Source organism: Gilliamella sp. ESL0443, assembly GCF_019469165.1.
In the GTDB taxonomy this organism is placed as follows: Bacteria; Pseudomonadota; Gammaproteobacteria; order Enterobacterales; family Orbaceae; genus Gilliamella; species Gilliamella apicola_E.
In genome coordinates, this window is sequence record NZ_CP048263.1 from 1,595,681 (window position 1) to 1,610,024 (window position 14,344).

General features: G+C 36.3%; 14 protein-coding genes, 1 tRNA gene, 1 other RNA gene and 1 CRISPR repeat array. Of the genes, 3 read left to right on the forward strand and 13 right to left on the reverse strand.

What is annotated here, in order from left to right; all coding sequences use genetic code 11:
• Positions 1-233 precede the first annotated feature (233 nt).
• The 10 genes from rpsO to GYM76_RS07325 form a co-directional block, all read right to left on the reverse strand.
• Complete coding sequence (rpsO, locus tag GYM76_RS07280; protein ID WP_065562200.1) at positions 234-503, reverse strand: 30S ribosomal protein S15; 270 nt, start codon at positions 501-503, stop codon at positions 234-236.
• A gap of 146 nt (positions 504-649) precedes the next feature.
• Positions 650-1,573, reverse strand: a complete 924-nt coding sequence (locus GYM76_RS07285; RefSeq protein ID WP_065562201.1) for a LysR family transcriptional regulator — start codon at positions 1,571-1,573, stop codon at positions 650-652.
• Between the two features lie 317 nt (positions 1,574-1,890).
• Positions 1,891-2,530: direct repeats of the CRISPR family, unit length 29 nt; unit sequence CGGTTTATCCCTATGTATATAGGGAACAC.
• A 312-nt stretch (positions 2,531-2,842) separates the two neighbouring features.
• Entirely contained in the window at positions 2,843-3,595 is a 753-nt protein-coding gene (locus tag GYM76_RS07290; RefSeq protein WP_220225047.1) for a TSUP family transporter, read from the reverse strand.
• A 2-nt stretch (positions 3,596-3,597) separates the two neighbouring features.
• The gene (gene aroC, locus GYM76_RS07295; RefSeq protein WP_220225048.1) at positions 3,598-4,665 is read right to left on the reverse strand and encodes a chorismate synthase; all 1,068 of its coding nucleotides are present in this window, start codon (positions 4,663-4,665) and stop codon (positions 3,598-3,600) included.
• A 35-nt stretch (positions 4,666-4,700) separates the two neighbouring features.
• Entirely contained in the window at positions 4,701-5,594 is an 894-nt protein-coding gene (gene prmB, locus GYM76_RS07300; RefSeq protein WP_065734290.1) for a 50S ribosomal protein L3 N(5)-glutamine methyltransferase, read from the reverse strand.
• Positions 5,595-5,719: 125 nt separating this feature from the next.
• Positions 5,720-5,807, reverse strand: a tRNA-Ser gene (locus tag GYM76_RS07305).
• 68 nt (positions 5,808-5,875) lie between these two features.
• Positions 5,876-5,965, reverse strand: a complete 90-nt coding sequence (locus tag GYM76_RS07310) for a YnhF family membrane protein (RefSeq protein WP_141673908.1) — start codon at positions 5,963-5,965, stop codon at positions 5,876-5,878.
• A gap of 29 nt (positions 5,966-5,994) precedes the next feature.
• Positions 5,995-8,067: a carboxy terminal-processing peptidase gene (gene prc / locus GYM76_RS07315; protein ID WP_220225049.1), complete on the reverse strand. Its 2,073-nt coding sequence runs from the start codon at positions 8,065-8,067 to the stop codon at positions 5,995-5,997.
• A gap of 9 nt (positions 8,068-8,076) precedes the next feature.
• Positions 8,077-8,613 (reverse strand): RNA chaperone ProQ, encoded by a 537-nt coding sequence (proQ, locus tag GYM76_RS07320; protein ID WP_220225050.1) that lies wholly within the window; start codon positions 8,611-8,613, stop codon positions 8,077-8,079.
• Positions 8,614-8,677: 64 nt separating this feature from the next.
• Positions 8,678-9,034 carry a DNA-binding protein gene (locus GYM76_RS07325; RefSeq protein WP_065562207.1) on the reverse strand — a complete coding sequence of 119 codons (357 nt, stop codon included), beginning with the start codon at positions 9,032-9,034 and terminating at the stop codon, positions 8,678-8,680.
• A gap of 178 nt (positions 9,035-9,212) precedes the next feature.
• On the opposite strand from GYM76_RS07325, the gene GYM76_RS07330 reads away from it, so the two are divergent.
• The 3 genes from GYM76_RS07330 (at position 9,213) to rnpB (ending at position 10,633) form a co-directional block, all read left to right on the forward strand.
• On the forward strand, positions 9,213-9,494 hold the full coding sequence (locus GYM76_RS07330) for a helix-turn-helix transcriptional regulator (protein WP_065562208.1): 282 nt from the start codon (positions 9,213-9,215) through the stop codon (positions 9,492-9,494).
• Positions 9,495-9,703: 209 nt separating this feature from the next.
• Positions 9,704-10,066: an outer membrane protein assembly factor BamE gene (gene bamE / locus GYM76_RS07335; protein ID WP_065562209.1), complete on the forward strand. Its 363-nt coding sequence runs from the start codon at positions 9,704-9,706 to the stop codon at positions 10,064-10,066.
• A 178-nt stretch (positions 10,067-10,244) separates the two neighbouring features.
• Positions 10,245-10,633, forward strand: an RNA gene (gene rnpB, locus GYM76_RS07340) — RNase P RNA component class A.
• Between the two features lie 2 nt (positions 10,634-10,635).
• Here rnpB and GYM76_RS07345 read toward each other — a convergent pair.
• The 3 genes from GYM76_RS07345 to rng are packed head-to-tail and all read right to left on the reverse strand — an operon-like array spanning position 10,636 to position 14,335.
• Complete coding sequence (locus tag GYM76_RS07345) at positions 10,636-11,322, reverse strand: DedA family protein (RefSeq protein WP_220225051.1); 687 nt, start codon at positions 11,320-11,322, stop codon at positions 10,636-10,638.
• A 30-nt stretch (positions 11,323-11,352) separates the two neighbouring features.
• On the reverse strand, positions 11,353-12,810 hold the full coding sequence (gene tldD / locus GYM76_RS07350; RefSeq protein WP_220225052.1) for a metalloprotease TldD: 1,458 nt from the start codon (positions 12,808-12,810) through the stop codon (positions 11,353-11,355).
• Between the two features lie 49 nt (positions 12,811-12,859).
• Positions 12,860-14,335, reverse strand: a complete 1,476-nt coding sequence (gene rng, locus GYM76_RS07355) for a ribonuclease G (protein WP_065562212.1) — start codon at positions 14,333-14,335, stop codon at positions 12,860-12,862.
• Positions 14,336-14,344: the final 9 nt, after the last annotated feature.

Consider the following 14,344-nt stretch of genomic DNA (forward strand, 5'->3'; position numbering starts at 1 on the left):
TTCAACCATGTGGGGGATACTCAACAAAAGATTATTTCACTGTCACGACTAATGACAAATCTATAAATTATAGAGCTCTCATTAGTCGCGCGAAACATGAGACATAATCTTCTATTTTTATTAATTTTTCTCTACAAAGCAATTAAACATGCTTTTCGAGCTCAGCATTATAGCAAAGCCCTAAATTTATACAACGAAAAAGAGGCCTAAGCCTCTTTTCAAGTAGATAAATATTAGCGACGTAAACCTAGTTTTTGAATCAACTGGTTATAACGGTCAAAGTCTGTACGACGTAAATAATCTAATAATTTACGACGGCTAGAAACCATACGTAATAAACCACGACGGCTATGGTGATCTTTCTTATGCTCAGAAAAATGACCTTGTAAATCATTAATACGCGCAGTTAAAAGAGCGACTTGAACTTCAGTTGAACCAGTGTCGTTAGTACCACGACCATATTCAGCAACGATTTTCGCTTTTGCTTCTACAGTTAGAGACATAATAAACCTCTTAAAATAAATAAAAAAATGGAATGACCGATCTCTAATTCAGACATTCCTCGGTATTCATATAATCAATATATGAATTGTGCGCAATTATACTGGAATTTATTGAAATAGCAATTTGATTTAGTAATTTAAAACGCTTATTTAAGTTTAAAACCATATTCTTCTTGGATAAGCTTTTTCAACGCTTCAATATAATTTTGCGCCGACAAACTTAATTGCGCTTTTTGCGAAGTTATCCAACCGATTAAAATCTTCTCATCAACGGCTAAAGGAATAGACAAAATATCCGAACCATTCAAATCAGTACTGAGCACGCCAGTACTAATTGTATAACCATTTAACCCATGCAATAAATTAAACAACGTCGCTCTGTCACTTACATGAATACTTTTCTTATGATAGACGGTACTTAAAATCTCTTCCGAAAAATAAAAAGAGTTATATTCACCCTGTTCAAAAGAGAGATATGGAAAATCCTCCAAATCTTCAAGCGTCAACGACTTCATAGCAGCTAAAGGATGATGGGTGCTAATAAACACATGAGGATCGGCTTCAAACAAAGGATTAAAAGTAAGACGATGCTCTTTAAGCAGTCGCAAAATAACCTTTTGATTAAAATCGGTCAGATACAAAATACCCACTTCACTACGCAAATTGGCAACATCAGTAATAATGTCGTAAGTCCGCGTTTCACGTAAGGTAAACTCATATTCATCTGTATGATTCTTCTTGATTAAATTAACAAACGCATTAACTGCAAACGCATAATGTTGCGTTGAAATACTGCATAACTGCTTAGAGGGTTCTTTTTTTGAAAAATGTTGCTCCAACAATTGAGCTTGATCTAAAACCTGCTTAGCATACCCCAAAAATTCCACACCATCAGCCGAAAGTGAAACCCCTTTTGATGTTCTTACAAAAATCTCGATACCGAATTCGGCTTCCAAATCCTTAACCGCAGTAGAAAGACTAGGCTGAGTAATATAAAGATTCTTAGCAGCCTCATTAATCGAGCCTGAGCGAGCTATTTCTAAAATGTAACGTAATTGTTGAAGTTTCATGGCATCACTTAATGGATTGTTATAAGCAAATCATTTTGCAATATAAATTTAACTATATATTAAATATAATTATATGTGCAGTAAAAACTATAGCTCAAAAATCCAATTTAACAAAATAGATAGACTGTTTAATTTAATATAGCATTTTGTTTACAATATAATTCATTGCTGTTATTCACCTTTGGATCGTCGATAATTATCATACTCATCAATTATCTAGTATCAATATATCTTACCAGTTTCCTATATAGATACCACAATGATAACAAATCACTTCTTCAATTTAGTAATTAAATAAATTTTTACTGAATTTTGTACGATTTATCCCTATGTATATAGGGAACACGTACTGAAATAGGGTGCGACGTGAATGGTATGCCGGTTTATCCCTATGTATATAGGGAACACTTAAAAAAGCCGTCATTTAGACGGCTAAACTGCGGTTTATCCCTATGTATATAGGGAACACATATCATCAGACAAAAAAGTAAGTCCGGTGCTCGGTTTATCCCTATGTATATAGGGAACACTTTATTAAAAATCTTCAAACCATATTGAGTTTCGGTTTATCCCTATGTATATAGGGAACACGTTGCTCAGTAATGTAGCAATTACATGTAAATCGGTTTATCCCTATGTATATAGGGAACACTCCCACGCCCACGCAAATTACTATTTTTTTGCCGGTTTATCCCTATGTATATAGGGAACACAACAGAGTTAGCTGAACGATTAAATTTGCCTGCGGTTTATCCCTATGTATATAGGGAACACTTCGAACCAGTCGCAAAGCTCGTTTTCTATTGCGGTTTATCCCTATGTATATAGGGAACACTCAATTATTACCCTAGCATCATTTAAAGTCCGCGGTTTATCCCTATGTATATAGGGAACACCGTCTTTTACAATAGAACGTGCAGCCCAGTTTCGGTTTATCCCTATGTATATAGGGAACACTCTTATTATAACCAATTGTTTTATAATTAAAATATTAACCTGGATTTTTCTACCAACTTTTTTGTGTTTTTTTATATCTAAGATAATAATCATAACAACAAAGATATAGTGCTACAGTTTTGTACAAGAAATTTAAGAAATATTTATGGTTTAGAAGAAGATATTTAATATGAAATTATTCAATATCAAATAATTTTTGTAAAAAAGATTGAGGAGTGTATACCGTTTCATTTTTGTAGTCTTTTAACTTCAACTACAAAACAACAACAAGTTTGTTATGAAAACCCTACTTATTAGTATAAAACGGAATAACTAAAAGAAGTTTTCATAGATGAGTTTGATACTCATAATAGTGGAAACGGTAATAAGCATTGGTCTTATCAATTTTCGCCCTTTAGCGATAACCATTTTGGCCCCTAATCTTGCGCCAATAAATTGACCAACAAGCATAACAAGACCAATTGACCATACCACTTCTCCACCAACAATAAAAAAGATTAAGCCCGCTAAGTTAGAGGTAAAATTGAGTACTTTGGTATGTGCAGTGGCTTTGGTTAAATTAAAACCGGCAAGGGTGATATAGGCGAGTGCGTAAAATGAGCCAGCTCCGGGCCCAAAAAAACCGTCATAAAATCCGATAGCTAATGCTGGTAATAAGGCGAATTGGATTATGGTTAGACGACTTTTACGGTCATTTTCCCCAATGGTCGGGGAGAGTAAGAAATAGAGCCCAACACTAATAGTTAAGATCGGTAAGAGTAATTTTAAGAAGTCAGCTTGTATATGCATGACGGATAATGTGCCAAGCGCCGAGCCAATAAAGGCACAGGTAATTGCGAATTTTTGCTGTTTTAAATCAACCATGCGTTCACGAATAAAGTAAAGGCTGGCAGAGAAAGATCCCCCAGTACTTTGTAATTTATTGGTGGCTAAAGCGCTGGCTGGCGGTAAGCCAACCGCCAAAAGTGCCGGTACCGTTAATAGCCCACCGCCACCAGCGATAGAATCAATAAAACCAGCCAACATGGCTATAAAAAAAAGTAAAGCCAGTAATTCGTAACTCATGATTATTTTACATCACTACATTGTGCTCGATGTCGAAGATAATGATCCATTAAAACAATTGCAACCATTGCTTCAGCAATTGGTACTGCTCGGATCCCCACACAAGGATCATGTCGACCATGCGTCGATACTTCAACGCTATCACCATAAACATTAATCGACTGCCCGGCAATTTCAATACTTGGCGTAGGTTTTAAAGCAATACTTGCCAAAATGGTTTGCCCGGAGCTAATACCGCCTAAAATACCGCCAGCATGATTAGATAAAAAACCTTCAGGGGTAATTTCATCACGATTTTCACTTCCGCGTTTGTTGACAGTAGCAAATCCGTCGCCTATTTCAACGCCTTTGACGGCATTGATGCTCATTAGGGCATGGGCAAGATCGGCGTCGAGTTTGTCAAAGACTGGTTCTCCTAACCCTACTGGCACATGCTCAGCCACTATACAAACTTTAGCACCGATAGAATCACCCTCTTTTTTTAGTTTTCTTAGTAATTCATCAAGAGCTTGCAATTTGCTTTCATCAGGGCAAAAGAAAGGATTTTGGTCTACTTGTTGCCAATCTTTTAGTTGGCACTCGATATCACCCATTTGAGCTAAATAGCCGCGAATAGTGATACCCAGTTTTTCATGTAAATATTTTTTAGCAATAGCACCTGCAGCAACTCGCATGGCGGTTTCACGAGCTGATGATCGACCGCCACCACGATAATCACGAATTCCGTATTTTTTTTGGTAGGTGTAGTCAGCATGACTAGGTCTGAAGATATCTTTTATTTTGCTATAATCTTGCGAACGTTGGTCAGTATTTTCAATAAGTAATCCAATGCTGGTTCCTGTAGTTACCCCTTCAAATACACCTGAAAGAATTTTTACTTGATCCGCTTCGCGACGCTGAGTTGTGTAGCGAGATGATCCTGGGCGACGACGATCAAGGTCATGTTGCATATCGGATTCGTTTAAACTCAGTCCTGGTGGTACACCATCGACAATGCATCCTAATGCAATGCCATGTGATTCACCAAAGGTAGTGACTTTAAATAATTTACCAATTGAATTTCCTGCCATAGTTCTCTATTCCGATTTTATTTTTTATATTTAATTTATTTAAAATAGTGTTGATAAGCTTTTAAGTCATTATAGGTCAGTGAAAATACACCAAGTCCACCATGTTCAAAAGTTATCCAGTTAAATGGTACGTCTGGATACTGTTCTTGTAAAGATACCCAGCTGTTGCCGACTTCGCAAATTAATAAGCCTTCTGGTGTTAAATAATTACTTGCATCATGTAAAATTCTTTTCACTAAATCTAACCCATCAAGCCCAGCTTCAAGCGCCAATTTTGGTTCATATAAAAATTCGTCTGGAAGATCATTCATGTCTTCATCATCGACATAAGGCGGATTAGTGACGATTAAGTCATATTTGTTATCAGGTAATCCATTAAATAGATCAGATAGAATTGGGGTGACTTGATATTGCATATCGTGCATTTCAATATTGGTTTGAGCAACATCAAGAGCTTCAAGTGAGATATCGGTAATATCAACTTGCGCCTCAGGGAAGGCATAAGCACAGGCAATCCCAATACAGCCACTACCGGTACAAAGATCTAAGATTTTCTTTGGTTGACTAATAATTAAGTCTTTAAATTGATTGTTAATCAATTCGCCTATCGGAGAGCGAGGTATTAATACTCTTTCATCAACATAAAAGCAGTGACCACAAAACCATGCTTGATTGGTTAAGTAAGGTGTTGGTAAGCGATCAGTAATTCGCTTATTGATGATCGCATTTAATTGTTGTTTTTCATCGCTAGTTAGATTTGATGCATAAAACTCAGGGGGAATAAATAATGATAAGCCTAACGTTGCTAAGATAAGTTGTTTAGCTTCATCTATAGGATTATCTGTTCCATGCCCTAGAAAGATATCTGATTGACTAAGTTGTGACGTGGTCCAGCGTATATAATCCTGAACGGTGCGTAAATTTTCCATATTAACTCCGGAAGATCAAGGAGAAGATGAGGTTACTCGTCAGGTCATTAACCTTGTGCGAATATGTCTCCAGTAATGAGATAGAACCTCTGGGTTCTTTGCTGCAATGACTAAATAAATTTTAATGGCGGTGAGGAAGGGATTCGAACCCTTGATACGTTGCCGTATACACACTTTCCAGGCGTGCTCCTTCAACCACTCGGACACCTCACCTTAATTTAGCACCCGCTTTAAAAAAGCAGGGTGCATACTATAATTATCTGGACCAAATTAATCAAGTCTTAATTCATGCAAACAACAACGCCAAAAGCTGCAATAATGGATAAAATTAATACGGTTGCAACTAAAGCATATTTTAAGTCAGTACACATAGTCTTTTCTCCTTACTTTCGTTTTAACACTATTCAATTGGTTTATCTAAAGATAAAAATCCACCTAAGTTTTTGCTTTCTTCAATACTTGGATAATTAGGTATTAAGTCAAACAAGATCTCTACCGATTCATCTAAGAATGGATCTGGCTGTTTATAATCTTTAGGGAGTTCCTTTAAATTTTTAATAGGTGCTAGACCTGCACGGTTTAAGCGTTCATTCATACGCTTAAGGTCTCGCTCTTCTTTAGTTTTTTGCTCTGTTTCACGTTCATTTTTATTTAATGAGACAGTGAGATTGTCATTTTTTTTGCTATTAAATTCTTTAATGTCTTCTTCGATATAGTTGAATTCTGGGTTTTTATCAATTCGAGCTTCATGTTGCGATTTTAAGTTTGCTAATAGTGGTTTGATGTTTGCTACAGTTAAATAGTCTGCAGAAGGAATTTTATCCCATGGCATAGCATTATCTAAGAATCGTTCACCAGTTTCATCAACATATTGGCTTTTGGTCATTTCAATATCAGGATCAACACCCTTTAATTGGGTACTGCCACCATTAATACGATAGAATTTTTGGACAGTATATTGAGCACCACCAAGTTCAGGCCAGCTTGGGTGTAAACGAGCATCAACTGGGTATGAGATACCTCGTGAAGTTTGTACTGTTCCCTTGCCATAGGTGGTTTCACCAACAATTACTGCCCGACCATAATCTTGCATCGCTGCTGAGAAAATTTCTGATGCTGAAGCACTATAACGGTTAATCATCACAACAATTGGACCACTGTAGTCAATACCTTTATTTTTGTCATCATAAGTCGTGATTTTTTGAAGATTATCACGTACTTGTACGACTGGACCATTGTCAATAAATAAGCCTGTTAACTCAATAACTTCAGCTAATGAACCACCGCCATTATTGCGCAAATCAATAACTAGGCCTTGTAATTTTTCGCTGTTAGCTTCCATTAATAATGATTGAACCTTTTTGCTTAACCCAATATAAAAGCTTGGTATTTCAATAATACCGACTTTGCCTCGGCTATTATTGATAACTTTTAATTTTGCTTCTCGATCTTCAAAATGAATTTTGTCACGTTTAAGTTCAATGATTTTAGGTTTGCTGTTGTTGCCCGCTGGTAAAATTTCTAATTTTACTATGGTGTTTTTAGGACCGCGTATTTTGTCAACAATATCCTCTAATCGCCAACCGATTACATCTTCTATAGGAGAATTGCTTTGCCCTACCCCGATAATTTTATCGCCAACTGTTAATAATTTACTTTTTTCGGCTGGGCCGCCTGTTACAAATGACATGATTACGGTATAATCATCTTGTTGACTAAGTGTGGCACCGATTCCTTCGAAAGATAAACTCATTTCAGAATCAAAATCCCGTTTTTTACGCGGCGCTAAATAGCTAGTATGAGGGTCAATTTCGCGTGCAAATGCATTCATAAAGACTTGGAAACAATCTTCATTATTAGATTGTTCAATAGTTTTTAATACGCGTTTATATCGTTTAGTTAATACTTCACGAATCTGAGTCTCGTTTTTACCCGTTAATGCTAAATTTAGCTCGTCATATTTAACGCGTTTTTCCCAATAGTCATCAAGTTCTTTTTCATTAGTTGCCCATGCTAGGTCTTCACGCTTAAAATTAATTTCGTCTTTAGCGCTAAAGTCCATTGGACGTTGCAATACTTCAAGCGCATATTGATATCGGTTGTAGCGTTTTTGTAAAAAAAGGTTGTAGATATCGTAAGCTGTTTTTAGATCGCCATCTCTTAATTCTTGACCTAATTGTTCTTGGTAATTACGGAATTTGTTTACATCATCTTGAAGAAAGATAGTTTTATTACCATCTAATAATTTGAAATAGCGATCGAAAATTTTAGCTGAAAATGCACCATCTAAGGAAAAATCACGATAATGTGATTGAGTAAAGAAATTAGTTACTCGTTTGGCGACAACTTGATGTACTTCATCTTGTTTTAAAACTGGAATTTGTTCCGTTGCAGGAGTTTTGGCCTGAGCCGTTGTACTAATAATACATAAAATGAGACCGAATTTAACAAAACCTTTCAGTAACTTATTCATATAAATTCTCTATCGATTAATAATATGCTCAGGTTTGACTGTTAGTTCCATTCCTGTTCCTACTTTGACTTTGATGTGCTCTTTTTCAATAGTAATGATCTGTCCTTTGACTGGTTTTTGACCAACATTGACTCGAACAAAATCACCAATTTTCAAAGCTCTAGGTTTTCGAGAAGGTTTAGGGGCTGCTTTACGTTTTTGTTTTGCCCTTTCCTTAGCTTGCTCCTTGCTTTCTTTTAATTGTTGCTGAGCATGTTCCATTTGTTCTTTGGTAATAACTTCAGTTGGGTTACCATCTAAGTCAACGCGATTTGCACCTTCCTTTATGCAATATAGATAGCGCCAACCCATGGTGTAGGTTCTAAGTGCAATGCGAAGTTTGGTTTTGCTCAATAATTCACTATTTTCTAGGCGAGAGATAATATCTTGAAAGATGCCAATTTTTAAAGGCTTTGCTTCCCCTTCAATAGTAAAACAATTAGGAAACTGCTGGTTTAAATAATTAATAATCTCTTTAGTATTTGTTAATTGAAACTGATTTTCCATTGATTATTCCATTGCTACTAAAAATTTTCTGACGATAAAGTATATCTCAGCTTGTACAATAACACTAATTATCTTTTTTGTGTTTGTTAATAAAAGAAACAAAATCTTTGATACCATTTCGCATTATCCATGAACTGACAATCGTTTGTTCTTCTGCAGATAATTGTTCAAATGCTGTCATCCACAGTTGTAGTGGATTAATTGGCGAAACAACATAAGTTGCACTCTCTTCCTCAAGATACAAAGCTTTTTTAACTTCTATTGACAAGCTGCTAATGTGATACTCAATAGCTTTACCACGAACACCTGAACGTTTACGAGAAGTCCAGTTTTCAGATCTTGCTTTACGATTTATACCTTGTGTTGTTGATGGCATCCCTGCAATACTTAATAGTTCTTTTGGTGAGAACCACTCTTTCATTCTAATAATCCTATTTTTAAGAAACAAGAAAAAGTTATAGAAATTAAAGAAACTTTGTTACAATACTAAGAAACTACCTACCATTGTTATTTAAAGTTAAATTATAAACTTACTGGTTTTGATAACTAGAAAGCATAACATAGATATTTAAGGTTATAAACTAAGAAGGAAGAAAAAAATGGAGATTAAATCTAATGATTGGCATAAAGCAGACATTATTGCCGCATTAAAAAAGAAAGGGACAACTCTCGCTGAACTATCTCGTCAATCCGGACTAAGTTCTTCAACACTTAGCAATGCGCTTGTTAGACCTTGGACAAAAGGAGAGTCAATTATCGCTAAAGCACTCAATTTAAAACCCTCGCAAATTTGGCCAAGTCGTTATATAAATTCAATGACAAGACAGCCAATTAAGCGAGTTTTGAGAAAAAGTTCAGATAATACATCTTCAAATCATTAACTGACAACAATCTAATTAACACTTTTTTACAAACATATGGAAACATATAGAAACACTTGTTTTCATGTGTTCGTTTTTGCTTTATTCTTTTATCAATTCAATTCATCTATTTTCCTTATTTAAACTAACTTGATTATTTTCATCAATATTAATCCTATGCTATGATTAGCCATCTTTTGATATAAATCATAGTTTAATAGGCAATTATTATGAAAAATCTTAGTAAAATTTTGGTGCTTTTATTTTCAGTATTAGCATTATCCGCATGTTCACAAAAAAATTATTTAGAACAAGGTACCCCACTAAGTCATGAGAAGGTGGATAAAATTGTTGAAGGCTCAACCACTGAGGCACAACTGCTGCATATTTTTGGTCAACCAGCAAGTAAGGTTAGTATTAATGCTAACGAATCAAAATGGACTTATACATATCTTAAAAAAAGTTCAACCAAAAATGCAATTTTTGGGGAAACTCAATACGACATTCTTGAGGGTACGTTAGAAGTAGTGGTAAACCAAGGTGTTGTAACTTGGTTTAACTATTCGCAAAACAATAAACAGAAGAAGTGGTAATTATCATTTGATTATTAAGCACATCAATTAGATGTGCTTTTTCATCTATTTGCTTAATGATTGTTTTTACCGTTAAATCACCTTATTCTCAGATTTTCATTTCATATTTTGTTTAGATTCCATTCATATACTTTATTCCGCTCTGGACAAAAGTCTTTATTACGTTATACTCGTTTGCGAAATTAACCAGACAATCGCTGCTTTGTTGTAGTCCCTTGCAAAAGGGAGACAAACAGAGGGGAGGAAAGTCCGGGCTCCATAGGGCAGAGTGCCAGGTAACGCCTGGGGGGTGTTGGCGAGAGCGAGCATTCACGACTAGTGCAACAGAGAGTATACCGCCGATGGCTTAGCAATAAGATCAGGTAAGGGTGAAAGGGTGCGGTAAGAGCGCACCGCGCAGCTGGTAACAGTTGTGGCACGGTAAACTCCACTCGGAGCAAGGTCAAATAGGGATTCATTGGCGCGGCCCGCGTTGAATCCGGGTAGACTGCTTGAGCTAATGCGTGAGTATTAGCCTAGAGGAATGATTGTCCACGACAGAACCCGGCTTATCGGTTAATTTCACCTTTTTATTCTTTACGGTTTTGCTTTGCTTGTTTTTTATTACCTAACCAACGCTTTATTGCTAACCAAATCGAAAATACTAATCCTAATACCAATAAAAATACTGGTATTAACATTAATAAAGACATAATCTGTTTTTCGTATGTTTTAAAAATTGGTGATAAACCAAATAAATAGCCTAATGTAACAATCAAAAATATCCATAATGTTGCACTTACCCAATTGTAGATATGAAATTTACGGCTATGCAAACCTGATAACCCCGCCATCATTGGTAATAATGTGCGAACAAATGCAATAAATCGTCCAATAAATAGTGCTTGTAAGCCATATTTGTGGAATAGTACCTCTGATTTATGGTGATATTTTTCTGGCAAATGTGCCATCCAATTCTGTACAGTTTTGGTATTACCCAGCCACCGGCCTTGTGCATAACCGAGCCATGTGCCGAAGGCAGCACCAGCAATTAGAATTAAGTTTATAAGACCAAAATGAAAAACATCAAGACTTATCAATACGCCAGTTAGAAACAGTAAACTATCACCCGGTAAAAAAGCTGCGGGTAACACACCGTTTTCTAATAGAATGATGACAAATAGCATTCCATATAATATCCATAACACATCTGGGTTTGAGAGTGTTTTTATATCCATATGAACAAATGCTTGGTATAGTGTAATGATTGTATCCATTTAGCTTATTTTCTCATTAATGTATTATTATTAGTGGTTAATAGTACCACCTACGGTTAAATTATTCACTTTTAAAGTCGGTTGACCAACTCTAACAGGAACGCTTTGCCCTGCTTTACCACAAACACCAACACCTGGATCAAGTTCGAGATCATTGCCTACCATTGAAATCTGTTGCATCGTTTCAATACCTGATCCAATAAGCGTTGCACCTGTGACCGCCGTAGTAATTTTACCTTTTTCAATTAAATAGGCTTCTGAAGTTGAGAAGACAAATTTTCCTGAAGTTATATCGACTTGCCCACCTGCAAAATTAGGTGCATATAGTCCATAATCTACACTTTGGATGATTTCATCAAAACTCGATGTTCCCGCTAGCATATAGGTATTGGTCATTCTAGGCATTGGTAAACAGGCGTACCCTTCACGGCGACCATTGCCAGTCGAATGGCAATTCATTAATTTTGCGTTAAGCTTATCAAACATGTAGCCTTTTAAAACACCGTTTTCGATTAATACCGTTTTTTGACTTGGCGTACCTTCATCATCAATAGAGAGTGAACCTCGACGATTTTCAATGGTTCCATCATCAACGATAGTACAAAGCTCTGAGGTAACTTGTTCGCCAATTTTTCCTGAAAACACAGAACTATTTTTACGGTTAAAGTCTCCCTCTAGCCCGTGTCCTACTGCTTCGTGAAGTAACACACCTGGCCAACCTGCACCTAAAACAACTGGCATAGTCCCTGCTGGAGCCGGTTTGGCTGAGAGCAAAACTAAAGCTTGACGCACAGCTTTTCGGGTATAACTATCTACATAACTTTCACCTGTTTCCGCGTTAGTCGTTAAAAAATAGTCATAACTAAATCGACCACCACCGCCACTACTCCCTCGTTCACGTTTACCATCTTGTTCGACAAGGACGGATACTGATAAGCGAACTAAAGGCCTAACATCTGCACATAAGGTACCATCAGTGCCAGCGATTAAAATGTCTTCATAACTACCAATTAAGCTTGCTGAAACTTCAATGACTCTTGGATCAATTGAACGTGCTAACTTATCAACTTGGTGTAATAAGGCAATTTTTTGCTCTTGCGAAAAGCTATTTATCGGATTAAGCGATGGATACTTGATGATATTATTAGCCGTTTTAAATGGAGTAACCATAATTGGTGTTTGATTTTTAGTAATAGAGTTTGCGGCTAATACACTTTGCTCTAATCGAGCTAAAGAAAGCTGATCAGTATAGGCAAATCCTGTTTTTTCACCAATAATCGCTCTAACACCAACACCTTGATCGCGATGAAAAGAGGCATTTTTAATAATGCTATCTTCAAGAGACCAACTTTCGTAATAACCAGATAAAAAATATAAATCACCAAAATCAATTTGCCTTGAACTAAGCATATCAAGCAAATTTACTATATCTTGCTGATTTAAGTTATTTGGATTGAGTAACCGTTCACTCACTTGGGCTACGTTCATAAATTCCTTAATCTAATGATTATCAATATAAAAACTGTAAAATTTATTATTACATAAGTACTACATCATATTGTTCTTGAATATAAAGTGGTTCAACTTTTACTTCAACACGTTTACCAACAAACACTTCAACTTCTGCTAGCGCATGTGATTCATCCGTCGTTAATGCATTAGCCACTGCAGCTGAGGCATAAACCAAAAAGTATTCAGAGCGGTGAGCTTTGTATATACGAACAATTTCACGGAGTATTTCATTACAAACCGTTTCTACTGATTTAACAATCCCTCGACCTTTACATGCAGGACACTCTTCACAAAGTATATGACCAATACTTTCTCGAGTCCGCTTACGTGTCATTTCAACTAACCCCAAACCAGAGAAAGTGTTCACAGATGTTCGTGCTCGGTCTTTAGCTAAAAAGTCTTGTAAAGATAATAACACTCGTTCACGGTGAATATCTTCTTGCATATCAATAAAATCGATAATGATAATACCGCCTAAATTGCGTAATCGTAATTGACGCGCAATCGCAATAGTTGCTTCGATATTGGTGTTGAAAATAGTTTCTTCTAAATTACGATGACCTACAAATGCACCAGTATTAATATCAATGGTCGTCATAGCTTCGGTTTGATCAATAATTAAATAACCACCCGATTTTAATTTGACTTTACGGTCTAACGCTCGTTGAATTTCGTTTTCAATATCATACAGATCGAAAATAGGGATATTACCGCGATAATGGGTTAATTTGTTGGTAACTTCTGGCATAAATTCCTGTGTAAACTCAACCAACAAATCATAAGTAAGTTTAGAGTCAACCAAAATTCGTTCAATTGGGTCGCCAACAAAATCCCGTAATACTCGCTGAGATAAAGCAAGCTCACCATAGACTAAATATTTGCTGATTGGACGCGCCATTCGTTCTTGAATTTTTGCCCATAAACGTTTTAAAAAATTGGCATCTTGTTCAAGTTCGTGAGCATTTGCTCCTTCGGCAGCAGTTCTAACAATAAAACCACTTTCATCGGTAACATATTGTTCAACAATTTTTTTTAGCCTTTCACGCTCTTCTTCCGATTCAATTCGTTGCGATGTCGCTACATGAGCAGAGTTTGGACCAGGCATTAAAACTAAATAACGCGAAGGTAAAGTTATATCTGTAGTAAGTCTGGCACCTTTAGTCCCCAAAGGATCTTTAACAACTTGTACCATTAAATCTTGGCCTTGACGTACCAATTCAGAAATATCTTTAACTTGAAACTGTTCTTGTTCACTGTCCGATACGCATTCGGTATGCGGCATGATATCCGAAGCGTGCAAAAAAGCAGCTTTTTCAAGACCGATATCAACAAACGCAGCTTGCATACCCGGTAAAATACGAATGATTTTGCCTTTATAGATATTTCCTACAATACCTCGACGTGATTCACGATCTACGTGGATTTCTTGTAATATCCCATCTTCAATATATGCCACCCGAGTTTCTGATGGCGTTACGTTCATTAATAATTCGACAGACATAATGATCCC